The sequence below is a fragment of the Mesorhizobium sp. M2E.F.Ca.ET.209.01.1.1 genome (assembly GCF_004010375.2).
GTDB lineage: Bacteria > Pseudomonadota > Alphaproteobacteria > Rhizobiales > Rhizobiaceae > Mesorhizobium.
In genome coordinates, this window is record NZ_SADP02000001.1 from 209,912 (window position 1) to 234,510 (window position 24,599).

General features: G+C 64.9%; 22 protein-coding genes. 20 read left to right on the top strand and 2 right to left on the bottom strand.

All coding sequences use genetic code 11. The annotated features are described in order from the left end of the window. Window positions 1-9 precede the first annotated feature (9 nt). The 20 genes from EN852_RS01090 (at window position 10) to EN852_RS01185 (ending at window position 21,301) form a co-directional block, all read left to right on the top strand. A complete protein-coding gene (locus EN852_RS01090) occupies window positions 10-504 on the top strand; it encodes a flagellar basal body-associated FliL family protein (RefSeq protein WP_127864331.1) in 495 nt (164 codons plus the stop codon). Beyond that, complete coding sequence (gene fliP, locus EN852_RS01095) at window positions 501-1,232, top strand: flagellar type III secretion system pore protein FliP (protein ID WP_127874576.1); 732 nt, start codon at window positions 501-503, stop codon at window positions 1,230-1,232. The genes EN852_RS01090 and fliP overlap by 4 nt, the downstream gene beginning before the upstream one ends. Window positions 1,233-1,443: 211 nt before the next feature. Beyond that, window positions 1,444-2,439, top strand: coding sequence for a flagellin (locus EN852_RS01100; RefSeq protein WP_127864329.1), 996 nt, complete (start codon window positions 1,444-1,446; stop codon window positions 2,437-2,439). Between the two features lie 358 nt (window positions 2,440-2,797). After that, entirely contained in the window at window positions 2,798-3,868 is a 1,071-nt protein-coding gene (locus EN852_RS01105; RefSeq protein ID WP_127874577.1) for a flagellin, read from the top strand. A gap of 177 nt (window positions 3,869-4,045) precedes the next feature. Further along, window positions 4,046-5,704, top strand: a complete 1,659-nt coding sequence (fliF, locus tag EN852_RS01110) for a flagellar basal-body MS-ring/collar protein FliF (RefSeq protein ID WP_127874578.1) — start codon at window positions 4,046-4,048, stop codon at window positions 5,702-5,704. A 3-nt stretch (window positions 5,705-5,707) separates the two neighbouring features. Beyond that, window positions 5,708-6,343 carry a hypothetical protein gene (locus EN852_RS01115; protein ID WP_127874579.1) on the top strand — a complete coding sequence of 212 codons (636 nt, stop codon included), beginning with the start codon at window positions 5,708-5,710 and terminating at the stop codon, window positions 6,341-6,343. Beyond that, window positions 6,340-7,758 carry a MotB family protein gene (locus EN852_RS01120; protein ID WP_127874580.1) on the top strand — a complete coding sequence of 473 codons (1,419 nt, stop codon included), beginning with the start codon at window positions 6,340-6,342 and terminating at the stop codon, window positions 7,756-7,758. Before EN852_RS01115 ends, EN852_RS01120 begins: the two co-directional genes overlap by 4 nt. Beyond that, window positions 7,755-9,233 carry a chemotaxis protein MotC gene (locus EN852_RS01125; protein ID WP_127874581.1) on the top strand — a complete coding sequence of 493 codons (1,479 nt, stop codon included), beginning with the start codon at window positions 7,755-7,757 and terminating at the stop codon, window positions 9,231-9,233. Before EN852_RS01120 ends, EN852_RS01125 begins: the two co-directional genes overlap by 4 nt. Further along, window positions 9,230-10,588: a flagellar hook-length control protein FliK gene (locus EN852_RS01130; protein WP_127874582.1), complete on the top strand. Its 1,359-nt coding sequence runs from the start codon at window positions 9,230-9,232 to the stop codon at window positions 10,586-10,588. The genes EN852_RS01125 and EN852_RS01130 overlap by 4 nt, the downstream gene beginning before the upstream one ends. Further along, a complete protein-coding gene (locus EN852_RS01135; protein WP_246694135.1) occupies window positions 10,518-11,108 on the top strand; it encodes a transglycosylase SLT domain-containing protein in 591 nt (196 codons plus the stop codon). The genes EN852_RS01130 and EN852_RS01135 overlap by 71 nt, the downstream gene beginning before the upstream one ends. A gap of 222 nt (window positions 11,109-11,330) precedes the next feature. Further along, the gene (locus tag EN852_RS01140; RefSeq protein ID WP_042640505.1) at window positions 11,331-11,999 is read left to right on the top strand and encodes a response regulator transcription factor; all 669 of its coding nucleotides are present in this window, start codon (window positions 11,331-11,333) and stop codon (window positions 11,997-11,999) included. Between the two features lie 91 nt (window positions 12,000-12,090). Then, a complete protein-coding gene (locus EN852_RS01145) occupies window positions 12,091-13,347 on the top strand; it encodes a flagellar hook protein FlgE (protein ID WP_127874584.1) in 1,257 nt (418 codons plus the stop codon). A 30-nt stretch (window positions 13,348-13,377) separates the two neighbouring features. Beyond that, window positions 13,378-14,829: a flagellar hook-associated protein FlgK gene (gene flgK, locus EN852_RS01150; protein ID WP_127874585.1), complete on the top strand. Its 1,452-nt coding sequence runs from the start codon at window positions 13,378-13,380 to the stop codon at window positions 14,827-14,829. A gap of 3 nt (window positions 14,830-14,832) precedes the next feature. Beyond that, the gene (locus EN852_RS01155; RefSeq protein ID WP_127874586.1) at window positions 14,833-15,882 is read left to right on the top strand and encodes a flagellar hook-associated family protein; all 1,050 of its coding nucleotides are present in this window, start codon (window positions 14,833-14,835) and stop codon (window positions 15,880-15,882) included. Between the two features lie 31 nt (window positions 15,883-15,913). Then, window positions 15,914-16,261 (top strand): flagellar biosynthesis regulator FlaF, encoded by a 348-nt coding sequence (flaF, locus tag EN852_RS01160; protein ID WP_042640513.1) that lies wholly within the window; start codon window positions 15,914-15,916, stop codon window positions 16,259-16,261. Next, window positions 16,258-16,695, top strand: a complete 438-nt coding sequence (gene flbT, locus EN852_RS01165; RefSeq protein WP_127864319.1) for a flagellar biosynthesis repressor FlbT — start codon at window positions 16,258-16,260, stop codon at window positions 16,693-16,695. The genes flaF and flbT overlap by 4 nt, the downstream gene beginning before the upstream one ends. Window position 16,696: 1 nt before the next feature. Then, on the top strand, window positions 16,697-17,104 hold the full coding sequence (flgD, locus tag EN852_RS01170) for a flagellar hook assembly protein FlgD (RefSeq protein ID WP_095817139.1): 408 nt from the start codon (window positions 16,697-16,699) through the stop codon (window positions 17,102-17,104). A gap of 128 nt (window positions 17,105-17,232) precedes the next feature. After that, window positions 17,233-17,499 carry a flagellar biosynthesis protein FliQ gene (gene fliQ, locus EN852_RS01175; RefSeq protein WP_040989996.1) on the top strand — a complete coding sequence of 89 codons (267 nt, stop codon included), beginning with the start codon at window positions 17,233-17,235 and terminating at the stop codon, window positions 17,497-17,499. Between the two features lie 142 nt (window positions 17,500-17,641). Then, complete coding sequence (asnB, locus tag EN852_RS01180) at window positions 17,642-19,507, top strand: asparagine synthase (glutamine-hydrolyzing) (protein ID WP_127874587.1); 1,866 nt, start codon at window positions 17,642-17,644, stop codon at window positions 19,505-19,507. 150 nt (window positions 19,508-19,657) lie between these two features. Beyond that, complete coding sequence (locus EN852_RS01185) at window positions 19,658-21,301, top strand: MFS transporter (protein ID WP_127874588.1); 1,644 nt, start codon at window positions 19,658-19,660, stop codon at window positions 21,299-21,301. Between the two features lie 12 nt (window positions 21,302-21,313). On the opposite strand, the gene EN852_RS01190 is transcribed toward EN852_RS01185, so the two are convergent. Together EN852_RS01190 and EN852_RS01195 are read right to left on the bottom strand one after the other, a co-directional pair. Then, entirely contained in the window at window positions 21,314-22,699 is a 1,386-nt protein-coding gene (locus tag EN852_RS01190; RefSeq protein ID WP_127874589.1) for an FAD-binding oxidoreductase, read from the bottom strand. A gap of 49 nt (window positions 22,700-22,748) precedes the next feature. Beyond that, window positions 22,749-24,530 carry a chloride channel protein gene (locus tag EN852_RS01195; protein WP_127874590.1) on the bottom strand — a complete coding sequence of 594 codons (1,782 nt, stop codon included), beginning with the start codon at window positions 24,528-24,530 and terminating at the stop codon, window positions 22,749-22,751. Window positions 24,531-24,599: the final 69 nt, after the last annotated feature.

A 24,599-nucleotide genomic window follows, 5' to 3' on the forward strand; every position in this document is an offset into this window, starting at 1 on the left:
AGCGCCGCCGTGGCCAATGTCGAGCAGGTCCAGCCCAAGAAGGGACCTTCCCTGGTGATCCAGCTCGCCATGCTGCTGGTCATGACAGGCGCGGCCATCGGCATGGGCTGGGTTTCCGGCGGCTATCTCAAGCAGGGTGAAACGCCGGCGCCGGTGCCCGCGGCGTCGGAGAATGCCGGCAAGGCGGAGAAGCCCGGCGAAGCCGGCAAGGCGGCCGCCGGGCCAACGCTGGCTCAGTTGGCGCCGATCACCACCAATCTCGCCTCGCCGTCGGACGTTTGGATCCGGCTGGAGGTATCGGTGCTCTATGATGCCCCGCAGCCGCCGGAAGTGACCGAGCAGATCCACCAGGATCTGCTTGCCTTCGTGCGCACGATCAAGCTGCATCAGATCGAAGGCGCCAGCGGCTACCAGCATCTCAAGGCCGATCTCGATGAGCGCGCGGCGCTGCGCAGCGGCGGCCACGTCAAACAGGTTCTCGTCAGGACGATGCTGCTCGAATGAGAAAGTTCCTCATAACCACGGCGCTCATCGCCATCACCACTTCCGTCGCCGCGGCCCAGCAGCTCGATCTTGGCGGCATCGGCAAGGCCGACGGCACGACCGTTGGCTACCTGATCCAGATGTTCGGCCTGCTGACCGTGCTTTCGGTGGCACCGGGCCTGCTCATCATGGTGACGAGTTTCACCCGCTTCGTCATCGCCTTCTCGATCCTGCGTGCCGGCATCGGCCTGCAGTCGACGCCGGCAAACCTGATCCTGATCTCGCTGTCGCTGTTCATGACCTTCTATGTCATGGCGCCGACCTTCGATCAGGCCTGGAACACCGGCGTCAAGCCGCTGATGGACAACCAGATCACCCAGGCCGAGGCGTTCGAGAAGATTTCCGGTCCGTTCCGCGATTTCATGCTGCACAATGTGCGCGACAAGGACTTCGACCTTTTCGCCGACCTCGCCCGCGAGCGCGGCCAGACCGTCTCGCGCGAGACCGTCGATCTGCGCATCCTGGTGCCGGCCTTCATGATCTCGGAAATCCGGCGCGGCTTCGAGATCGGCTTTCTCATTGTCCTGCCGTTCCTCGTCATCGACCTGATCGTCGCCACCGTGACCATGGCCATGGGCATGATGATGCTGCCGCCGACGGTGGTGTCGCTGCCGTTCAAGATCCTGTTCTTCGTTTTGATCGACGGCTGGAACCTTCTCGTCGGCAGCCTGGTGCGATCCTTCACCTGAAACCAGAGGCCGGCGCCGGATACGCGCTCGAATTTTAGGCAATATATTTTCGATTAACCCTGCGATTTAGCGCTTTGGTAGGGACTGGCCCGCATATTGCTCGCAGATGGCGGGTGATCGGGTTTCACAGATCATTGGCATGATGCCGCACCGTCATACCGGACATGCCGGTATGTCAAAAAAATCCGTGTAAAAATAGGGTACGAGTACCATGGCCAGTATCATGACCAACGCCTCGGCGTTGACCGCTCTGCAGAGCTTGAACGCCACCCAGAAAGCCCTCGACACCACGCAGTCCCGCATCTCGACGGGCTATCGCGTCTCCCAGGCTTCCGACAACGCCGCTTACTGGTCGATCGCCACCACGATGCGCTCCGACAACCAGGCCATGTCCACCGTTTCGGACGCGCTCGGCCTCGGCGCCTCGAAGGTCGACACCGCCTACACCGGCATGGACAGCGCGATCAAGACCATCAACCAGATCCAGCAGAAGCTGACCGCATCCTACGGCCAGACCGACGCTTCCAAGGAAAAGACCCAGGTTGAAATCAAGGCTCTTCAGGACCAGCTGAAGGCCTATGCCGACGGCGCCACCTTCTCCGGCACCAACATGCTGTCGGTCAACAGCGGCGCCACCGCCACGGCTGCTGCCGACGTCAAGATCGTTTCGGCTTTCAACCGCAGCTCCACCGGCGTGGTTTCGATCTCGACGATCGACGTCAAGGTGGACAGCATCAAGCTGTATGAGGCCGGCACTGCGGCGGGCGTGTCGAAGGGCATCCTCGACGCCGACCGCGTCGGCGCGACCGGCGCTGTCACCGCTACCGCGCAGAACCCGACCCTGGGTGCGGCCGCTGCAGCGGGCGACACCTATTCGGTCGCGACTCTGAAGATCTTCTCCGGCACCACGGCTGCCAGCGATACCCAGATCGCGGACATGATGAAGGTCGTCGACGCCGCGCTGAAGGACATGACGACCGCCGCGACCAAGCTCGGCGCCGCCAAGAGCTCGATCGACCTGCAGAAGACCTTCACCTCGAGCCTGATGGACTCCATCGATCGCGGCGTCGGCCAGCTCGTCGATGCCGACATGAACAAGGAATCGACCCGCCTCCAGGCCCTGCAGGTTCAGCAGCAGCTCGGCGTCCAGGCGCTGTCGATCGCCAACGGCTCGTCGCAGTCGATCCTGTCGCTCTTCCGCGGCTGATCGCTCTATACTGACCGCGCTAAAGCATCGGGCCGCGCCAAAAGCGCGGCCCGATTTTTCATTGGAGCGGCTCGCCGTTTCACGGAAACGGTGAACCGCTCCATCTCTATTTGCTTTGAAGCAATTCCGGACGGAAAACCGTTTCACACTTTTCCTGGAATTGCTTTGCTCAAGGCTCGCGCAACCCTCGTTTCTTAACTTCTCCAAAGCCTATTTTTAACATGCCATTAACCATATCGCGCTAGGTATGGTTAACCAATGACTTAGATTGCCGTATCGGCCTATCCGGCACGATCGCGATCAATGGCAGGCCAAGCCCGGCCTGTGGCATGCCGGCTTTTGAGAAGGAGCGAGTTTCTTGGCGAGCATCATGACGAACGCTGCGGCGTTGACTGCACTTCAAAGCCTCAACGCCACCAACAAATCGCTCGAGCAGACGCAGGCTCGGATCTCGACCGGCTACAGGGTCTCCGAGGCCTCCGACAACGCCGCCTACTGGTCGATCGCCACCACCATGCGCTCCGATAACTCGGCGCTGTCGACCGTGCAGGATGCGCTCGGCCTCGGCGCCTCGAAGGTCGACACCGCCTATACCGGCATGAACAACGTCCTTTCGACGATCGGCCAGATCAAGACCAAGCTTTTGTCGGCCGTCGGCCAGTCGGCAGCCAACAAGGCAAAGACCCAAACCGAAATCACCTCGCTGCAGGCGCAGATGAAATCCTTCGCCGACGCCGCCACCTTCTCCGGCTCGAATTATCTTTCGGTGACATCCACGGAAGTGGCGGCCCCCAATGATGGCGTCCAGCAGGACGCCAAGATCGTCTCGTCCTTCAACCGCTCTTCGTCCGGCGCCATCTCGCTCGGCACCATCGACATCAATGTCGAGAGCACCAAACTGTTCGATTCCGGCCTCTCCACCGCCGTCAAGAACCAGGGCATTCTCGACCGCAAGACCTCGATCTATTCCACCGCCGCGGACCAGTCGGCGTATGACGCCGCCTATGCCACCGCGATCGCCGGCGGCGCCACCGACATCGCCGCCAACACCGCCGGCCAGGCCGCGGTGTCGGGCACGCCCGTCAAGATCGACAACGTCTCCGCCTTCAATCTCGACATCACCGCGGCTGGCGTGACCGACGACATCATCACGCAGATGGTGACCAAGATCGACAACGTCATGAGTCAGCTCACCGACGCCGCCACAGTGCTTGGCGCCGCCAAGAGCTCGATCGACCTGCAGAAGACCTTCACCCAGAGCCTGATGGACTCCATCGATCGTGGCGTCGGCCAGCTCGTCGATGCCGACATGAACAAGGAATCGACCCGCCTCCAGGCCCTGCAGGTCCAGCAGCAGCTCGGCATCCAGTCCCTGTCGATCGCCAACAGTTCCTCGCAGTCGATCCTGCAGCTGTTCAAGAACGGCTAAGCCAACCAACCCCGATCAACGAAAAAGGGCCGCGCTTCGGGCGCGGCCTTTTTCGTTGATCGGAAAAACCCGGCGGTTCGGTAGTTTTCTGGTTCCTCGGCAGCGCACCCTATCATCCTCGCACAAGCTTCACGGTCTAGTCTTCCGGCGGACAGTCGTGCTGGGAGCCGTTGAATCGTGCCGGAACAGATCCAGAGCATCATCGCGAATTTCAAGAGCTTCGGCGTGAGGCGTCTGGCGCTCATGGGTGGCATCGCGGTCCTGGTCATGGCCGTCATCGGCATCGCCTCCGTCTATCTCAATCGCCCGGCCTACGAGACGCTCTATGTCGGCCTCGAGCGTTCCGACGTGAACCAGATCGGCCTGGTGCTGGCCGATGCCGGCATCGGCTTCGATGTCGGCTCCGACGGAACCTCGGTGCTGGTGCCTGCCGGCACCACCGCGCAGGCGCGCATGTTGCTTGCCGAGAAAGGTCTGCCGACCAGCGCCAACGCCGGCTACGAGCTGTTCGACAATGTCGGCTCGCTCGGCCTCACCTCCTTCATGCAGCAGATCACCCGTGTGCGCGCGCTGGAAGGCGAGATCGCGCGCACGATCCAATCTATTTCCGGCGTCAAGGCCGCGCGCGTTCATATCGTCATGTCCGAGCGCGCCAATTTCCGACGCGACGAGCAGCAGCCTTCCGCTTCGGTGGTGATCCGCTACGCCGGCAATGATTCCGAGAAGAGCGCCATGTCGATCCGCCACCTGGTTGCGGCGGCGGTTCCCGGCCTCTCGGCCGACAAGGTCACTGTGCTCGATTCCAACGGCAATCTGCTGGCCGCCGGCGACGATCCTTCCAACACGAGCGCCGCGCGCACGCTGGGCGTCGAGCAGACGGTCGAGGCGCAGATCGGCGACAACATCCGCCGCGCGCTCACCCCTTATCTTGGCCCCGACAATTTCCGCGCCAGCGTCAAGGCCGACGTCAACACCGACAGCCGCCAGACCGAGGAAACGATCTTCGATCCGAACTCGCGCGTCGAGCGTTCGGTGCAGTCGGTGAAGACCAACGAGGCCAGTAACCAGAAGCAGGCCTCGACCCCCACCAGTGTCGAGCAGAACCTGCCCGAGACGCAGACCACCAGCACGGAGGGACCGCAATCCTCCTCGCAGAACGATCGCAAGGAAGAGATCACCAACTACGAGATCAACTCGAAGAAGATCGCCACCGTCTCCAACGGCTACACGGTCAACAAGATGTCGATCGCGGTCGTCGTCAACCAGGATCGGCTGAAGACTATCCTCGGCAAGGACGCCACGCCGGAGCAGATCGCCAAGCGCGTCGCCGATATCCAGAAGATGGTGGCCTCGGCGACCGGCTTCGACGACAAGCGCGGCGACGTAATCGATGTGTCGGCGGTCGAGTTCATCAACGGCCTCGACGGTGAGCCGATCGACCAGCCTGGCATCCTCGCCTCGATCGGCACCTATACCGGCACGCTCATCAATGCCGGCGCCTTCATTGTCGTCGTTTTCCTGGTTGCCTTCTTCGGCCTGAAGCCGATGGCCACTGCGCTGACGGCATCGGCAAAGCCCGCGGCCATTGCCGGCCCAAGCTTCGACGACGTGCAACGCTCGCTGCCGACGCCCGACGCGCCGGTTGCCGCGATCACCGCCGAGACCCCAGCCGGCCCCCTGCCCGGGGCGCGCGCCGGCGCAACCCCGCTCGATGATCTGCGCCAGAAGATCCGGCCGGCGCCGCAGGAGCGGCTTGCCCGCATGGTCGACCTCAATGAGGAGCGCACCGCGCAGATTCTGCGCAAATGGGCGGCCGCCCCGGAAGCCGTGGGTTAGGCCATGGTCTCGGCAGCCCTCTTCGATCTCCTGCCCGATTTCGGCTCGCGGGCCCCGCATGCCAGCCACGCAGCGACCCCGCGCGACGCCGGACATATGCCGGCGGCGCCGGCCGCACAGGCCCCGCAGGCCGATATCGGCGCGCTGATCGCCGAGGCGGTGGCCGACGCGGAGGCCACGCTCGAAGCACGCCTTGCGCTTGCCCATCAGGCCGCGCTCGACGCCGAGCGCCAGGCCAGCGACGATGCCGCGAGAGCCTTTCTGGAAAGCTTCGGCGGCGACCTCGGCGCCGCTGTCGCCACGCGCATCGAGGCCATGGAGCGGCGCGTTGCCGAGCTTACCGGCTCGACTGTTGCCCGCATCATCGGCGGCCTTCTCAGCGACGACCTGCAGGAACGTTCGCTGCAGGCCCTTTCACGCGCCATCGGCGCCGCGGTCGCCGACAACGAAGCCGTCCGCATCGGTGTTAGGGGACCGCTCTCGCTGTTCGAGCCCCTGAAGGCGGCGCTTGGATCCCGCGCCGCCAATCTCGATTTCGTCGAGGCGCCGGGCTTCGACCTGACCGTCAGCATCGACGAAACGGTGTTCGAGACGCGTATCGCCGAGTGGTCTGCGTCCTTGTCCGAGGTCCTGTCATGAGCGCCATCGACCATGCCGAGCCCCGGCACGAGATCATCATCGTCAAGCGCAATCACGACGGCCATGACGATGATCACCATGGTGGCGTGTGGAAGATCGCCTTCGCTGATTTCATGACGGCGATGATGTGCTTCTTCCTCGTCATGTGGCTGATCAACGCCGCCAACGAGCAGACCAAGGCGGCCGTCGCCAGCTACTTCAATCCGGTCGAGCTGATCGACCGCAATTCCAGCCGCAAGGGCCTCGAGGACCTCGGCGACGGCCCGAGCAAGGTCGGATTGACCGCGGACAATCCGCAGCAGGGCGCGACCAAGGCGGGCGAGGACGGCAAGGGCGGCGCCGGCTCGTCCGAACGCCGGCAGACCAAGACCGGCGCGCAGGATGCCCAGCTGTCCGACGAAAAGCTGTTTGCCGATCCCTATGCGGTGCTGGCGGAAATCGCCGCCGACACCGGGGTGCTGCAGAACGTCAGCACCAAGGGCGAAGGCGGCGCCCAGACGGCCGGCCCGGCGACCGGCGCTTCCGGTGGTGAATCCTATCGCGACCCCTTCGCGCCTGATTTCTGGTCGCAGCAGGTGGCGGCGCCAGGCGCCGAGGCCACGGCCGAACGCGCCAGGATCGAGGGCGACCCGGCCAAGCCCGGCGAGAAGGTCGCAACGGCCGCGGTGCCGAAGGTGAAGGCCGTTCCTGCGGCCCCTCCGCTGACGGCCGCGCCGCTGGAGCCGCTGGCAACCTCGGAAAAAACCGAAGCCAGGAGCGGGCAGAAAGCCGCGCAGGCCGAGGCCGAGAAGCCGTCGGGTGAAGGCAACAAGACCGAGAAAGCACAAGGTGGGAAAGCCGAGACCGACAAGCGCGAGGCCGCGTCCGGTAACGCCAAGGCCGAAGCGACGACGGCCGAAAAGACTGAACCCGATCAGACCGCCGACAAGGGCGACAAGGCGCCGAGCAAAGCCGCCCTCCAGCAGGCCGCGGACATCAAGAAGGAACTCGCCAAGGCATTCCTGCCGGGCGAAAAGCTCGCCGACGGCGTCTCGGTCGAGGCCACCGACAAGGGCGTCGTCATTTCGATCACCGATCAGCTCGATTTCGGCATGTTCGAGATCGGCTCGGCCATGCCGCGCCGCGAGCTGGTGCTGGCGATGGAAAAGATCGGCCACATCATCAACGAGAAGAAGGGCACCATCACCATCAGCGGCCACACCGACGCTCGACCGTTCCGCAGCGACACCTACGACAACTGGCGGCTGTCCACCGCGCGTGCCCATGCGGCCTACTACATGCTGGTGCGCGGCGGCGTCGACGAAAGCCGCATCACCGAGGTCGCGGGCTTCGCCGACCGGCAGCCCAAGATCGCCTCCGATCCTATGGCGGCCGCGAACCGCCGCATTGAAATCCTGATGGCGGCCGGCGGATGAAGGGCAGGAGCGTCATCGGCGGCGCGATCGCGCTGCTATTGCTTGCGGCGGGGTCGCCACCGGCGGCCTTGGCGCAGGACGCGCTGCAGCCTTATCAGCTGGTGCGTTCGCTGCAGCTGATCCAGGACCGCATTGCCGGCGGTGATCATGCCGCTCTGCCGATGCAGGCGAAGCTCCTCGAAATGATCGACGCCCGGATGCGCGATGCCAATGCCGAGGATTTCAAGGAGCCGAAGAATTTCCGCGCCTTGCTGGTCTACGGCATGAGCGGCGGCAATCCGGTGACGGTCGCGGCGGCGGCTTCGCGCGCGTCGGTCGACCCGCAAAGCCTCGCCATCGCCAAGGGCGTCGTCGCCTATCTGAACGGCCGGCCGGCCAATGCGATCGAAATGCTGAAGCCTATCGATCCGATGAGCGTGCCCCCGGACATCGGCGCCTTTCTGGCGCTGGTCCAGGGTTCGCTGCTTGCGGCCGATGATCCTGCCCAGGCGCTCGCCCTGCTGGACGAGGCGCGCCTGCTCAGCCCCGGCACGCTGGTCGAGGAGGCGGCGCTTCGCCGCTCCGTCGGCATCGCGGCCGCGCAGGGCGACGCGGCCCGCTTCGCGTTGGCCTCGACCCAGTATGTCGCGTCCTATCTCTACTCGCCTTACGCCAGCCAGTTCGCCGATGCCTTTGTTTCCGGCGTCATCACGCTGCATATGGCGATCAGCCAGGACAAGATCGCCGACATCACCTCGATGATGGATCCCGAGCGCGAGAAGGTGATCTATCTGCGCATCGCGCGCCGCGCCGCGATCGACGGGATGACGGAGCTCTCGGCTTTTGCCGCGGCCAAGGCGGAACTGGGCCGCAACGGCGGCAGCCAGGACGACCCGCGCAGCCAGCTCTATTCGAGCCTTTCCACCATGACATCGGCCAGCGTCGATGAAGTGCGTGCCAAGCTCGGCAAGATCGATCGCAGCAAGCTTTCGCAAAGCGACCGCGACCTGCTTGACGCCGCGCAGGCTGTGGCGGGCGAAGTGGTGGCGCCGGTAAAGACGCCTGCCAAGGCGGAAGCCGCGCCGGCCGCGGCGAAGGGAAACGAGGCGAACGCGGCAGCCGAGGCCTCTGCCGATCCGGCCAATGCGGATCTGCCTCCGGTGGAAGGAGCGATGCCCGACCAGCCAGCGGTCGCATCGAGCGATCCGCCGGTCGCGGCAAGCGATCCGCCGGTCGCGTTGGGCGATCCGCCGGTCGCGTTGGGCGATCCGGCGAAGGACACTCCACCCGCGGCTTCGCCGCCCTCTGCCCGGCCACCGGCGCGGACAACGGATGAAACGCCGGCCGCCGCTCCGATGCAAGCTGACGCCGCGCCGGTGGTTCAGGCCTCCGCGCCGACGGCCTCGAATGCGCAAGACCCCATCGACGCCGCGGTGGCCAGCACGCGCCGCCAGCTCGACCAGATCGACCAACTCCTCGGAGCAGCCCCCAAATGACCAGCGTCAACCAGACCCTGCCGGGCTTCGCTTCGACCCAGCCCCGGCAGCACACCGCCGGCGGCAAGGACAAGGATCAGGGTTTCGGCGAGATGGTGCACGGGACGGAAAAGCCCGATCGGCCGCAGGACAAGCACGCGACCGTATCGCCGGGCGCGCATCTGGCAAAGCGCTCGGCGGCCGACAACGGCAAGCAGGAGCCGGACCAGGATCCACAAGGGAAAACCGGCTCGCAGAAAGCCGCGGGAAAGTCCACGAGGACCACGGCCACCCGAGCCGATGAGGCGAAGCCGACGACCGGCAAAGGTGCCACGGCGCAAACTGACGATTCCACGCCGCTGCAGGACCGCTTGCCGTTGCTGATGGCGTTGAGCGACATGAAACACTTCGCGCAATCGTCGGGCGCGGGCGGGAAGGATTCCGCTGCCAATGGAGAAGGCGCCGGCGAGCACGAAGGACTGGAGCTGCAACTGCGCATGGGCAAGCGCGCGACGGTCGGCAATTCCGCCGAGCCGCAGTCGCGATCCGCCCGTTCGATGGCGGCTGAAGCTTCCGGGCCTGACTTCGGGCAGAAGCCGGTGAAGGCGGACATGGCTCTCGACATGCCCGGCCGCGGCGAAACCAGAATCTTGCAGACGCAGGGGAATGAACCGCAGCCCGACAGCCCTGTGCCGCCGCAGGGCTGGCGGCCAGCTTCGACCTCCAAGGTCTCCCAACAATCGCAGCCAACCGCGCAGCAGACACCGGCCAAGCCATCTTCTTCCGCCACACGCGTGGAAGTCGTCAGCCAGCAGAGCTTCCCTGCGCCGGCGCAAAACCCGATCGGCCAGACGGCATCTGCGCTGGTTGAGGCGCTTGCCTCCGACAAAGGCGTTCAGCAGGCTTTCGCAAGCGCCTCGGCAGGCTCCCAGACGACCAATTCTGTTGCCGTTCCGACACACGTGCTCAAGATCGAGCTCCACCCTGCCGAGCTTGGGGCGGTCACTGCCAGCCTGCGGCTCTCGGGGGAGCAACTTTCGATTGAGATGAAGCCCGAGACGCACGAGGCATATCGCCGCCTCACCACCGACAGCGATGCCATCGTCAAGTCGATGCGCAGCCTCGGCTTCGACGTCGACAAGGTCACCGTCCTGCAACCTTCGATAGCAGCGCATGCGGCGAGCCGCGCCGACGCCAACAGCGCCATGCCGATGTCGACAGGCCGCGACCAGCCTTCGTTCCAGCCCGGGAACTCAGGCGGCAACGGCGCGGGCGGCGGCCGGCAACCGGGAAGGAACGACGGCAATGGCGCACAGGAATTCGCTCGCCCGGCTTCGCCTCTTCGCGAGCGCGCTGGCGACGATATGTATATCTAGCTTGGCGGCCGGCGGCGCGAGCGCCGCTACAAATCCCTGCGAGCCGGAGATCCTGCGCGCCGCAGATCGCTACGGCGTGCCGGCCGGCATACTCTATGCGGTCGGGCTGACAGAGACCGGAAAGAAAGGTAGCCTTCAGCCTAATGCTTTGAATATAGAGGGAAAAGCTGTGTTCCCGCGCAGCCGCGATGAAGCGCTAGCCGCCTTCCAGAATGCCCGCCGCGAAGGCAAGGTGCTGATCGACCTCGGCTGCATGCAGATCAACCAGCACTATCATGGCGACCATTTCCGCAGCGTCGACGACATGCTCGACCCGCATCAGAATGTCGACTACGCCGCACGCTTCCTGGCCGCCCTGCACGCCCGGCATATGACCTGGTCGATGGCCGTCGCCCGCTACCATGCCGGCCCCGACAACGACCCGGCGCAGAAGGTCTATGTCTGCCGCGTCATCGCCAACATGGTCGCCACCGGCTTCGGCAAATGGACGCCGAATGCCAGCGCATTCTGCAACCAATAGTTGCTCTCTCCTGAATGCCGATCGGCCCGCGCCGGCCTGTCGCCGGCGCCAATATTCATCGACCAAAAATGAGCGCGAATACACCTGCACAACCGCTTTTATTACGGCTCCCAAAAAAAACTCCCAAGAAAATAGCTACAAGAAATGATGGTTTTTCAGGATTCGCCGACCCGGCTACCCCTTTCCCCACGGGGCAAATGAATTGATTCGGAGGGCGGGCCGATGATCGTGATCGTTGACGAGCGAGAGCTCGTGACAGAGGGCTACTCTTCACTTTTCGATCGCGAGGGCGTGGCCACGGCCGGTTTCGCGCCAGGTGAATTCGGCGAGTGGGTGAGTTCCGCCGCCGACACCGATCTCAGATCCGTCAGGGCCTTTCTCATCGGCGACTGCCGCGAGGGCGCGGTATCGCCGCGCCAGATCCGCGACCGGACCGGCGCGCCGGTGATCGCGCTCAGCGAGCATCACTCGCTCGAACATACGTTGCGGCTGTTCGAGAGCGGTGTCGACGACGTCGTCCGCAAGCCAGTCCATATCCGCGAGATCCTTGCCCGCATCACCGCCATTCGCCGCCGCGGCTCCGAAGAGGCCGCCTACACCGAAGTCGGCTCGATGCGCATCTTCATGGATGGCCGCGATCCGGAGATCGACGGCGAGCCGCTGCCGCTGCCGCGGCGCGAGCGGCGCATCCTCGAATATCTGGCCAGCAACCGCGGCCGGCGCGTGACCAAGACGCAGGTCTTCAACGCCATCTACGGCATCTTCGACGAGGAGGTCGAGGAGAACGTGGTGGAGAGCCACATCTCGAAGCTGCGCAAGAAGCTGCGCGAGAAGCTCGGCCACGACCCGATCGATTCCAAGCGGTTCCTCGGCTACCGGCTGGTGTTTTGATGACCGCCCAAGGCACATCCCGCGCCAGCCTCGCGCAAGACATGAGGCATAGTTTTATGGCCTCCTACCCAGGCACTGCGGAGATCAATCGATGAGCCTCTACGGAATGATGCGGACCGGCGTTTCCGGTATGAACGCCCAGGCAAACCGCTTGTCCACGGTGGCCGACAACATCGCCAACTCCGATACCACCGGCTACAAGCGCTCTTCGGCCGAGTTCTCGTCACTGATCATGCCCGGCACCGGCGGCGCCTATAATTCCGGCGGCGTGACGACGACGATCCGCTCGGCCATCAGCACGCAAGGCGTCATGACCTACACCACTTCGGTGTCGGATCTTGCCGTCAACGGCGATGGCTTCTTCGTCGTGCAGGATGCCAGCGGCACGCCCTATCTGACCCGCGCCGGCTCCTTCGTCCCGGATGCGCAGGGCCGGCTGGTCAATGCCGCGGGCTACCAGCTCATGGCCTACGACTACGCCAATGGCGATCCGGCCGCGACCGCCAACGGCTTCGAAGGCCTCGTGCCGGTGCAGATCTCCGATCAGGAAATGACGGCGACGCCGAGCACGAGCGGAATATTCAGCGGCAACCTGCCGGCAGGCGCCACTCCGGTCGCGGCCGGCAGCCTGCCCTCCACCAACAGCGCGACTGCCCAATACACGTCGAAAACCTCGCTGGTCGCCTACGACAATCTCGGCAACAAGAAGCTGCTCGACGTCTACTTCACCAACACCGGCGCCGGCACCTGGCAGGTCGCTGTCTTCGACCAGTCGAAGGCAACGCCGGGCACCTCCTTCCCCTATACGGGCGGCGCGCTGGGTACGGCCAACCTCACCTTCGACACCACCACCGGCAAGCTCACCGGCGCAACCACGGGCGTGTCCTTCACCGTTCCGGGCGGCCAGAGCCTCAACCTCGATCTCTCCAAGCTGACCCAGCTCGGCACCGGCTTCACCGTCGCCGACGCCAAGGTCAACGGCAACGCGCCGAGCTCCATCCAGAAGGTCCAGATCGGCCAGGACGGCATCATCTACGCGCAGTTCGCCGACGGCTCGACCAAGGCGCTTTACAAGATCCCGCTGGCCGACGTTCAGAGCCCAGACAACCTCACCGCCATGCCCGGCAACGTCTATGTGGAGAGCACCGATTCCGGCGCGGTCCATATCGGCTTTGCCAATGAGGGCAAGCTCGGCTCCATCGTCTCCGGCGCGCTTGAAAACTCAAATGTCGATATCGCCGAGGAACTGACCAACATGATTGCGGCGCAGCGCAGCTACACCGCCAATTCCAAGGTCTTCCAGACCGGCTCGGACCTGATGGACGTCCTCGTCAACCTGAAGAGATAAACGACGGGCGCCGTCCCGTGAAAGATCAGCATGTCGCTTTCCTCCGCACTAAGCATTGCCCAGTCGGCGCTTCTGGCCACGTCCAAGCAAACCAGCGTCGTATCGCGCAATGTGGCCGATGCGTCGAACCCGGACTACACCCGTCGCATCGCCGTGGTGACCAGCACGGCGCCCGGCGCCAGGGCGGTGGAAATCCAGCGTACCGCGAATGACCTTCTGTTCCGCCAGAACCTTTCGGCGCTGTCGGCATGGAGCGGCCAAAGCGCGCTTTACGACGGCATGGATCAGCTCGATCTGTCGGTCAACGGGGTCGACAATGCGTCGTCGCCCTCGACGGCAATCGCCAACCTGCAGAAAGCCCTGCAGCTCTACGCCACAACGCCGTCGAACCAGAACCTTGGCACCAGCGTCGTCGACGCCGCCAAGCAGGTGGTGAATTCGCTGAACAGCGGCACCAAGGCGATCCAGGATTTCCGCACCCAGGCGGACAGCCAGATCGCCACGGCCGTCAACGATCTCAACTCGCTGCTGAGCCAGTTCCAGGATGCCAACAGGGCCGTTATCTCGGGCACCCGCTCGGGCACGGACGTGTCCGACGCGCTCGACCAGCGCGACGCGCTTTTGAAGAAGATATCGGAATATGTCCCGGTCTCGACCTTCACGCGCGGCGACAACGACATGGTCATCACCACCAGGGACGGCTCGACGCTGTTCGAGACCGTGCCGCGTTCGGTGACCTTCACGCCATCGTCCGGCTATTCGGCCGGCACGCCCGGCAACACGGTCTACATCGACAACGTGCCGGTTTCCGCCGGCACCGGCGACAACACCACGGCCGATGGCAAGCTTGCGGGCCTGTTGAAGCTGCGCGACGGCGTCGCCTCGACCATGCAAAGCCAGCTCGACGAAATCGCGCGCGGCCTGATCACGGCATTTGCCGAGACCGCGCCGTCGCAACCCAATGCGACCGGCCTGTTCACATGGTCCGGCGCGCCGGCAATTCCGGCAGCGGGCACCCTGGTCGATGGCCTCGCCGGCTCGATCAGCGTCAACGCCGCCTTCGATCCGAGCGCCGGCGGCAACCCGGCGCTGTTGCGCGACGGCGGCGCCAACGGTGCGGCCTATGTCGTCAACACCGGCGGCGCATCCTATGCGGACCTTTTGATCAGCTACGGCAACAAGCTGGATCAGCCGATGGCCTTCGATACTTCCACCGGCATCGCCGTCAGTTCGGGCGTCTCCGACTACGCGGCCAATGCCATCGGCTGGTTCGAAGGCGTGCGCCAGCAGGCCTCGACCAATGCCGACAGCAAGCAGGCGCTGGCGGCACGCACGGCCGAGGCGCTGTCCAACGACACCGGGGTCAATGTCGACCAGGAGATGTCCCTGCTTCTCGACCTCGAGCACACCTATCAGGCATCCGCGCATATGATGAAGACGGTAGGCGACATGCTGGATTCCCTGTTGGCCGCGGTGGGATAATTCATGAAAGCGACAGGCGTTTCCTCAGCTGCCATTTCCAACGCGCTGCGCTACCAGCAGGCGAGGATGCAGGCCGACCTCGTCAAGGCGACGAAGGAATCACAGACCGGCACGGTCGCCGATATCGGCCTGGCGCTTGGCAGCCGCACGACCCAGGCCGTCACCTTCCAGCGCGATCTCGACCGGCTGAACGGCATTGTCGATTCCAACGCGCTCGTGACGGCGCGCCTGAAATCGACCCAGGATTCCCTCGGCCAGATCGCCAACAGCGCGCAGAGCTTCCTGTCGGCGCTGACCAGCGGCGTGTCGGGCGACTCTTCGACCAGCATCCTGCGGACCGCCGGCGCCTCGGCGCTGCAGCAGATGACCGGCATCCTGAACACCAGCGTCAACGGCGAATATCTGTTTGCCGGCACCAACACCGACGTCAAGCCGATCGACGACTTCAACGCCGCCGGCTCGCCGGCCAAGGCGGCGTTCGACGCCGCCTTTACCAGCTATTTCGGCTTTTCCCAGACAGCCCCGGCGGCAGCAAACATCACCGCCGCGCAGATGGACAACTTCATCACCACGCAGGTCGAGCCGCAATTCCTGGGCTCCGGCTGGCAGGCCAACTGGTCAAGCGCCACCGACGAGCAGATCACCAGCCGCATTTCGCTCAACGAGACCACCCAGACCTCGGTCAGCGCCAACGACCTAGGCATCCGCAAGCTCGCCATGGCGGCCGCCATGGTCAGCAGCCTGATGACCGGCAGCTTCAGCGAGGCCGCGCAGAACGCGGTCGTCAGCCGCGCGCAGGCGCTGGTAGGCGAAGCCATCGGCGGCATCACCCAAATACGGGCCGAAACCGGCATTGCGCAGCAGCGGGTGTCCGATGCCAGCGACCGCATGAAGACCCAGGTCGACCTCTTCGAGAAGCACATCGTTGATCTTGAAGGGGTCGATCCCGCGGAAGCGGCGACCCGCGTGGCCGACCTGACACAGCATATCGAGACATCCTTTGCCTTGACCGCGCGTCTGCAGCAGCTCAGCCTGCTCAACTATCTGACTTGAACACGTAAACCGGAACGCCAGAGCGCCGACGATGTATCAATTCTCCTACGCCGACATCCAGACCGACTCCGTCGCCGATGCCAAGGATCGGGAGCGGCAGTTGCTCACGCGCTCGATCGACATGCTGGCGGCGGCGGCCGCGGTCGGCACCGACTCCATGGAGGCGGTCGAGGCGCTGCACTTCACCAACCGCATCTGGACCACCTTCGTCGAGGATCTCGGCTCCAGTGACAACGCGCTCCCCAAGGAGCTGCGCGCCAACCTGATCTCCATCGGCTTGTGGCTGCTGCGCGAGACAGAGGACATCCGCCAGGGCCGCACCAACAATTTCGAAGGATTGATCGAGGTTTCTCAGATCATCCGAGACGGCATCCAATGACCAACACGCTGAAGATCTCGCTGAAGCCCAATGAGAAGATCTACATCAACGGCGCTGTCATCCGCGTCGACCGCAAGGTCACCATCGAGCTGATGAACGATGTGCAGTTCCTGCTCGAAAGCCATGTGATCCAGGCCGACCAGGCCTCGACGCCGCTCAGGCAGCTCTATTTCATCGTGCAGATCATGCTGATCAACCCGGCGGGCGCCGCGGAGGCTCGTGACATGTTCCGCCGCTCGCTGCCGATGCTGATCGCAAGCTTCGACAACCAGGACATCTGCAACAGCCTGAAGCAGATCGACCGCATGGTCGGTGAGGACGAGATCTACGAGGCGCTGAAGGCGATCCGCGCGCTCTATCCACTCGAGCGCAAGGCGCTCGAAGGCAATGACGACATTCCCGAGACGCCCCGCGCACTGGCTGTAGGAGCATAAGATGGCCGTCGACATGACGACAACGATCCCGGTTGGCGCCAACCAGGCCAGCCAGAAGACCTCGAAGACGGCGGTGGACTACCAGTCGTTCCTGAAGCTGTTGATCGCCGAGATGAAGAACCAGGATCCGACCAAGCCGATGGATTCGACGCAATATGTCGCACAGCTCGCCACCTTCTCCCAGGTCGAGCAGTCGGTCCAGACCAACACCAAGCTTGACCAGATCATGCAATCCTCGGCGCTCTCGCAGGCCGACGCGCTGATCGGCCGCTCGATCACCTCGGCCGACGGCAAGACGACCGGCACGGTGGCCTCGGTTACGCTCTCCAGCAACGGCCTGATCGCCGTGCTGCAGGATGGCACCAAGGTTCCGGTCGGCGCCGGCGTTTCGATCAAGCCGGCCAGCTAAAGCATGTCTCCCGAAAGTGGGAACCAGTTTCGGGATAAAGACATGCGTAAAACCAAAGACCTAAAGCGCATGGAGCGAATCCGAAAGATCGCGACGCGCTTTAGTCGGATCGCTGGGAGTGTGCCCGTATGAATGAGGCCGATGCCCTCGATATCGTCCAGTACGCGGTGTGGACGGTTCTCACCGCTTCCGCCCCCGTGGTGCTGGTGGCGATGGTGGTCGGCATCGGCATCGCGCTCATCCAGGCGCTGACTCAGATCCAGGAAATCACGCTGACCTTCGTGCCGAAGATCGTCGCCATCATGCTCGTGGTGGCGCTGACCGGCCCGTTCATCGGCAGCCAGATCTCGGCCTTTACCAACGTCATCTTCGAGCGCATCGAGCACGGCTTCTGACGCAAAGCGTTAAGCGAGCGTCAGGCGGCATTTTGCAGGCCGTAAGATCGCTTGCAGCGACTTTTGTTGCAGCTAGATTGCAAGTCGTTGTCTCACGCGATTTTCTGGAAGCGATGCATCAGGCAAGAACGGCCGGCGGGCCATGTGCGGAATAGCCGGCGTCTGGCGAAAGCGCGATCCGATCGGCAGCGGCGATCTTTCCGATGTGGCCCGCATGATGCGGGCATTGGCGCATCGCGGCCCCGACGACCACGGCAACTGGAACAACGCCCGGCTGGCGCTCGGGCATCGACGGCTGGCCATCATCGACCCCTCACCCGCCGCTGGCGAGCCGATGCTGACCGGACCCGGCGACGGCGTGCTGTGCTACAATGGCGAGGTCTATAATTTTCGCGCGCTGCGCAAGACGCTGGCGGCGGAAGGCCTGACATTCCGCACGGTATCCGACACCGAGGTGGTGCTTCAGGCCTTGCATCACTGGGGCCCGCAAAAGGCAGTGCCGCTGTTCGACGGCATGTTCTCCTTCGCCTATTTCGATGCCCGCGACGGCGCCTTGTGGCTTGCCCGTGACAGGCTGGGCATCAAGCCGCTGTCGGTCGCTGAAACCGGCGAGCGCTTGCTGTTCGCCTCCGAGGACAAGGCGATCCTTGCCTGCCATGACTTTGCGCGCCGTGTCGACACGCGCGAGCTGACATTGCGGCTGGCCTGGCAGAGCCGCGATTCGAGCTACAGCGTCTTCGACGGCATCGAGCGGCTGCCGCCGGCCGGCCTGTGGCGGATCACCGGGGATGGCATCGAGAAGCGCCGCTTCTGGCATGTCCTCGATGTAATCGAGACGGCGCGCATCGCCGGCGACAAGACATCCGACGCCGAACACATGGCGACGCTACAGAGACTGCTCGACGAAAGTGTCGAGCTGCACTGCATCGCCGATGCCAACCTTGCCACCGCCTGCAGCGGCGGCGTCGATTCCGGCCTGATCACCGCGCTCGCCAAGCGCTTCAGGCCGGAGCTGCACGGCTATGTCGTCGACCCGAAGCTCGGCCGCAGCGAGGCGCAGGACGCCGAGCGGACCGGCCGCCATGTTGGTGTCAGCCTGCGCAGGGTTCCTTTCGACAAGGACCGGTTCCTCGAGCTTTGGCCGCGCGCTGTCTGGCATCTCGAAACCGATGGCTGGCATGCCAGCCACGCCGCGCTGCTGGCACTGGCCGAGCAGTGCCGCGCCGACGGCGTCAAGGTGCTGCTCACCGGCGAGGGCTCCGATGAGCTTTTCGGCGGCTACAAATGGCAGGCATCGACCATGCGGCTCTGGCGCCACTCCTGGCTGCAGCGCCTGTTCCGCTCGAAGGCCAGATGCGACCGCAAATTCGCCGAACTACGCCGCGCACCGTTCCGCAACTCGATCGGCCGCGGCTCGCCCTCCGAGCGCAGCATGGCGCTCAGAGCCCTGTCGCCCGAGTTGAATTTCCTGCAGACGAAGCTGTTCGACAGGCTGGACGGCGTCACGCCCCTCGACGACCGCGCCTTCCTGGCAAGCTGCTTCTACGACCTCTACTCGCATCTGCAGGACCTGCTGCACAGGCATGACCGGCTGAGCATGGCGGCTTCCGTCGAGCTCAGGGTGCCGTTCCTCGAGAACCGGCTCATCGACTTCGCCCTTCACCTGCCGCGCCGGCAGAAATACCGCGACGGAACCGGCAAGTGGCTGCTGAAGAAAGTCGCCGAACACCATCTGCCGCGCGAAAACATTCGTGCGGCAAAGATCGGCTTCGACATGGCCGATGCTTTTTCGGCCGGCACGCAAGGGCTGCTGCGCGGCGGTCTGCTCCGCGACGCGATGAAATGGTCGTCCTCCGAAGTGGACGACCTGATCGACATGGCAAGGGGCCAGGAAACGTCGCGCCTGCGGCTCGTCGGCATGGAAATGCTGCTCAGGCTCTACATGCGCGGCGACACCACAGGCGACCTGACCGAGGCCCTGCACGTCGAGACGAGAGGCGAAAAATAGCCCGGGGTTGGTCCAGACCGGCGAGATGCTTGGTTTAAAGCTTCGCCGACGCATTTTCGCCTTTGCCATCCTGTTGTTGGGTCTCACTCTTTGGCGAGTCGCCGGCCTCTTCGGGCATGGCGAGCCTCAATAGCGGACGAAGGCCCAACCATGATCGACGACGAGCCGGAAAGCGAACGCGTCTCCGCGCTGGCGCCGTTCCGGCACGGCATCTTTCGCGCCGTCTGGTCGGCCAGCCTGGTGTCGAATTTCGGCGGCCTGATCCAGGGCGTGGGCGCCGCCTGGATGATGACCACGATCGCCACCTCGCCCTATCAGGTGGCGCTGGTCCAGGCCTCGACCACCTTGCCGATCATGCTGTTCGCGCTCGTCGCTGGCGCCATCGCCGACAGCTTCAACCGCCGCAAGGTGATGCTGGTGGCGCAGACCTTCATGCTGGTCGTCTCGGCGCTGCTGACCCTGTTCACTTGGCAAGGCTGGATGACGCCCTGGACGCTGCTTGCCTTCACCTTCCTGATCGACAGCGGCACGGCGCTGAACAGCCCGTCATGGCAGGCCTCGGTCGGCGACATGGTGCCGCGCGCCAAGGTGCCGGCGGCGGTCGCGCTCAATTCGCTGGGCTTCAACATCACCCGCAGCGTCGGTCCGGCGATTGGCGGCGTCATCGTCGCCGCCGCGGGCGCCGCTGCGGCCTTTGCCGCCAACGCCGTCAGCTATATCGGCCTGATCGTCGTCTTGTTCCGTTGGAAGCCGGCGCTGCCCGAGCAGACCTTGCCGCGCGAGTCGCTGGGCGCGGCAATGGGCGCCGGACTGCGCTATGTCGCCATGTCGCCCAACATCGCCAAGGTGCTGGTGCGCGGCTCGGCCTTCGGCTTCAGCGCCGGCGCGGTGCTGGCGCTGCTGCCGCTGGTGGCGCGCGACGTCGTCAAGGGCGATGCGCTGACCTACGGCATCATGCTCGGCGCCTTCGGCATCGGCGCGGTCGGCGGCGCGCTGATCAGCGTGCGGCTGCGGCAATTGCTGTCGAGCGAGGTGATGGTGCGCATGGCGTTTGCCGGCTTCGCGCTCTGCGCCTTCAACGCCGCCGTCAGCCACAATGCCTGGCAGACGTCGGCGGGCCTGCTCATCGGCGGCGCCTGCTGGGTGATCGCGCTCTCGCATTTCAACGTCACGGTGCAGATGTCGACGCCGCGCTGGGTGGTCGGCCGTGTGCTGTCGATCTACCAGACGGCGACCTTCGGCGGCATCGCGCTGGGCAGCTGGATCTGGGGCGTTGTCGCCGACGCGCATGGCGCCGAGATCGCGCTGATCGCGGCGGCGGTCGCCATGCTTGCCGGCGCGGCGATCGGCTTCGTCCTGCCATTGCCGAAGCAGACGGTGCTCAACCTCGATCCGCTCAACCGCTTCAAGGAGCCGATGCTTTCGCTCGACCTCAAGCCGCGCAGCGGCCCGATCGCCATCATGATAGAGTACATCATCCGCGAGGAGGACGTCCCGGAGTTCCTGGCAACCATGGCCGAGCGCGGCCGCATCCGCCGCCGTGACGGCGCGCGCAACTGGACGCTCGCGCGGGATCTCGAAAATCCCGGCATCTGGATCGAGCACTACCACACGCCGACCTGGGTCGAGTATATCCGCCACAACCGCCGCGCCACCCATGCCGATGCCGTGGTCGGCGAACGCCTCCGCGCGCTGCACAGCGGCGAGAACCCGCCGCGCGTGCGCCGCATGATCGAGCGCCCGACCACCGCGGGCACGACGCTTGTGTCGCCCAAGGGCCCGATCGATCACTGATCTCTCGGCCGATCAGTGGCCTGTGATGCTGTCGGCAAGGGCGGCCAGCCTTGAAGTGCGGCCGAGCCCGGCCGCCTCGCGCTCGTCGGCGACGCGGTAGAGCTGATACATCGAATGGACGCCCAGCCAGCGGAACGGCTCCGGCTCCCAGGGCCGCACCTTGCGGTTGACCCAGGGCAGCCGCGTGAGTTCGGTATCCCGGCCGAGCACCAAATCGGTCAGCGTGCGCCCCGATAGATTTGAACTCGACACGCCGAGCCCGACATAGCCGCCGGCCCAGCCTATGCGCGTCGCCGGGTCGAGCCCCACCGTCGTGCACCAGTCGCGCGGCACGCCGAGCACGCCGCACCAGGCGTGGTCGATGCGGCATGCGGCTGTCTGCGGCAGCAGTGTCGTCAGGATCGTATGCAACTGGTCGATCGTCGCCTGTTGCGTCTGGCCGTTGACGTCGGTGCGCGAGCCGTAGCGGTAGGGCACGCCGCGGCCACCCATGGTGATACGCCCCTCGCGCGTGCGCTGGGCGTAACAATAGGCATGCGCGGCATTGCCGAGAAGCTCATGGCCCTCCCACCCGATCTGGCGCCAGAGCTCTTCCGACAGCGGCTCGGTGACGATCTGCGCGCTGTTGAGCGCCAGCCAGGTGCGCTCCTCGCCCGGAATGCCGGCAGTGAACCCTTCCGTCGCGCGGATGATGGTTTCGGCCCGCACCGCGCCGCGATCCGTGGTCACAACACCTTTGGCGATCGCAGTCACCGTCGTCTTCTCATGGATGGAAACGCCGAGGCGCTCGACCGCCGCCGCCAGCCCGCGCACCAGCTTTGCCGGCTGCACGCGCGCCTGGCCGTGGATGACGAAGCCGCCCATGACATTTTTGATCTTGATGCGCGCCCGCGTCGCCTCGGCGTCAAGCAGCTCGATCCGTTCGGGATCGGCATCCCAGGAGCGGGTCGTCTCGCATTCCTCGCGCACGCGCTCCAACTGCGCCGGATTGGTGGCGACCGTCAGATTATCGACGCGGCGGATGTCGGCATCGATGCCCTCTTCCGTCGCCACCCGGATCACCTCGTCGACACAGCCGGCCATCGCCTTCTGCATGGCGGTGACGCCTTGCCGTGTCGAATTCTTCAGATATTTCTCGCGTGACCAGCCGAAGCCGCCCGACAGCCAGCCGCCATTGCGCCCTGAGGCGCCGAAGCCGGCGAACTCGCGTTCGATGAGCACGATGCGCAGCGAGGGCCTGGCCTTCTTCAGATAATAGGCCGTCCACAGCCCCGTATAGCCGGCGCCGACGATCGCGACATCCGCCTCGATGTCGCCCGGCAAAGGCGGACGCGGCGCGGGGATAGCGCCCAGATCCGCATACCAGAACGAGATGTCGCCGTTGCGCTTGACTTGCATGGGTGGCTTCCAGGGGTGATCGTCTTATTGGCCGGGCTGTCGATCGGGGTCAACCTTCGCCTGACAGGTCGCGCCGCGCCTTGTCGAGCTCCTCGGCGTAGCGGCGCATCAGATGGCTTTCGGTCAGCAGGCCGAGAACGATGCGCTCGTCGAAATCCTCGACCACAGCCAGTTCTTCGGCCCCGGTGCGCTGGAAGGTCTCGGCCGCGGTCTGGACGTTCATCGAAGGCACCAGCACCGCATTCTTGAACTGGGCCAGCGCGCTCACCGGCGTCTCGTCGTCAGAGCGGTCGCTGTGCAGTTCCGGCACCAGCAGCATGCCGACATATTGGTCGGCCTGCTCGACGGCGATGACGCGCTGCGCCGAGCCGAGCGGGACCTCCTTGCGGAATTCGGCGAGCGTGGTCGAGGCGGGAATGGTGCGGACGTCCTTGCGCATCATCGAGCCGACGGTGAGGCTGCGCATCCAGCCGACGTCATGCGCGCTGCGGATCGTCTCGCCGCGCAGATGGAAGCGCCAGGTCGAGAAGGAGTAGCCGAAGGTTTCGCGCACCAGGATCGCCGACATGATCGAGGCCGCCAGCACCACGCCGGTGAGCGTCAGGTCGCGGGTCGATTCCAGCGCCAGGAACGTCATGGTCAGCGGACCGCCGACGACGCCGACCGCAAGCGAGGTCATGCCGACGACGGCGGCGACCGCTGGGTCGATGCCGGCCGACGGCGCGGTCATCGCCATGACGCCGGCAAAGACCTTGCCGAGCAAAGCGCCCAGGAACAATGAAGCGAAGAACAGGCCGCCACGGAAGCCGGAACCGAGCGAGATGGCGGAGGCCGCGAGCTTCATCACGAAGACGCTCGCAACCACCGGAAGCGCGTAATTCATGGCGAACTCGCGGTGCAGCGCGCCATGCCCGCTGGAAAGCACCTGCGGCGTGACCAGCCCGAGCAGGCCGACGAAGATGCCGCCGATGAAGGGCCTGACCGAGGCGTCGATCGACAGCCGCACGAAGATGCTCTCGACGATGCTCACCAGATGCATGATCGCGATCGAGGCGGCGCCGCCGAGCAGGCCCAGCAGGAGGAACGGCACATACTCGCCGGCGGTCAAAGTCGGCAGACCCGACAATTCCAGCGGAAACGGCACGCCGCCGAACATTTCCGCCGTCAGCGAGGCTGAGATCGCCGCCGCCATCACCGGCGCCACATTGGCGACGGAGTAGATGCCGATGATCAGCTCGAACCCGTAGAAGGCGCCGGTCAGCGGCGCGTCGAAAGCGGCCGCGATCGCGCCGGCCGCGCCACAGCCGACCAGGATGCGCACGTCGTTGCGGCGCAGCCGGAAGGCTCGCGCCAGCCGGGAAGCGATGCCGGAGCCGATCTGCGTGTAGCCGGCTTCCAATCCGACCGAGGCGCCGAAGCCCGAGGAAATCATCGTCTGCGCCACGATGATGAAGGTGTCAGTCAGCGACATGCGCCCGCCATAGAGCGCGTTGGCCTCGATCGGGTCGACAGGCGTGCGGAATTTGTACCGTCTGAGCCAGATCACAGAAAGGCCGCGCAAAAGACCGCCGATGGCTGGGAACATTGCCTGCACCGGATCGGCGAGCGAGAACATCGCCGACAGCCGGCCGCCCGGCTGCACATCGAACAGCACATAATGCATGCCTTGCACCAGCGCGCTCATGCCGGTGACCAGCGCGCCCGCGATGACGCCGACCATGCCGGCCATCAGCACGATCACGATGCCGCGTGCCTCGAGCACGGGGATCGAGCTGATCAGCACCGCGCGAAGCCGGCGGGCGTAGACTTGTGGGTCGTTTCTGGCAGGCAACGGAACGGCTCGCCGGTATGCGGAAGAAAAGAACTGTCGTGCCTGATACGCGCGGCGGCTAGGCGTGGC

Coding starts and splice junctions, on each gene's coding strand:
- flbT (WP_127864319.1), top strand. CDS start 16,258: ATGACCAACACGCTGAAGATCTCGCTGAAGCCCAATGAGAAGATCTAC.
- EN852_RS01100 (WP_127864329.1), top strand. CDS start 1,444: ATGGCCAGTATCATGACCAACGCCTCGGCGTTGACCGCTCTGCAGAGC.
- flgK (WP_127874585.1), top strand. CDS start 13,378: ATGTCGCTTTCCTCCGCACTAAGCATTGCCCAGTCGGCGCTTCTGGCC.
- EN852_RS01115 (WP_127874579.1), top strand. CDS start 5,708: ATGGTCTCGGCAGCCCTCTTCGATCTCCTGCCCGATTTCGGCTCGCGG.
- EN852_RS01130 (WP_127874582.1), top strand. CDS start 9,230: ATGACCAGCGTCAACCAGACCCTGCCGGGCTTCGCTTCGACCCAGCCC.
- fliP (WP_127874576.1), top strand. CDS start 501: ATGAGAAAGTTCCTCATAACCACGGCGCTCATCGCCATCACCACTTCC.
- EN852_RS01135 (WP_246694135.1), top strand. CDS start 10,518: ATGGCGCACAGGAATTCGCTCGCCCGGCTTCGCCTCTTCGCGAGCGCG.
- flgD (WP_095817139.1), top strand. CDS start 16,697: ATGGCCGTCGACATGACGACAACGATCCCGGTTGGCGCCAACCAGGCC.
- EN852_RS01155 (WP_127874586.1), top strand. CDS start 14,833: ATGAAAGCGACAGGCGTTTCCTCAGCTGCCATTTCCAACGCGCTGCGC.
- fliQ (WP_040989996.1), top strand. CDS start 17,233: ATGAATGAGGCCGATGCCCTCGATATCGTCCAGTACGCGGTGTGGACG.
- EN852_RS01145 (WP_127874584.1), top strand. CDS start 12,091: ATGAGCCTCTACGGAATGATGCGGACCGGCGTTTCCGGTATGAACGCC.
- flaF (WP_042640513.1), top strand. CDS start 15,914: ATGTATCAATTCTCCTACGCCGACATCCAGACCGACTCCGTCGCCGAT.
- EN852_RS01140 (WP_042640505.1), top strand. CDS start 11,331: ATGATCGTGATCGTTGACGAGCGAGAGCTCGTGACAGAGGGCTACTCT.
- asnB (WP_127874587.1), top strand. CDS start 17,642: ATGTGCGGAATAGCCGGCGTCTGGCGAAAGCGCGATCCGATCGGCAGC.
- EN852_RS01125 (WP_127874581.1), top strand. CDS start 7,755: ATGAAGGGCAGGAGCGTCATCGGCGGCGCGATCGCGCTGCTATTGCTT.
- EN852_RS01190 (WP_127874589.1), bottom strand. CDS start 22,699: ATGCAAGTCAAGCGCAACGGCGACATCTCGTTCTGGTATGCGGATCTG.
- EN852_RS01185 (WP_127874588.1), top strand. CDS start 19,658: ATGATCGACGACGAGCCGGAAAGCGAACGCGTCTCCGCGCTGGCGCCG.
- EN852_RS01120 (WP_127874580.1), top strand. CDS start 6,340: ATGAGCGCCATCGACCATGCCGAGCCCCGGCACGAGATCATCATCGTC.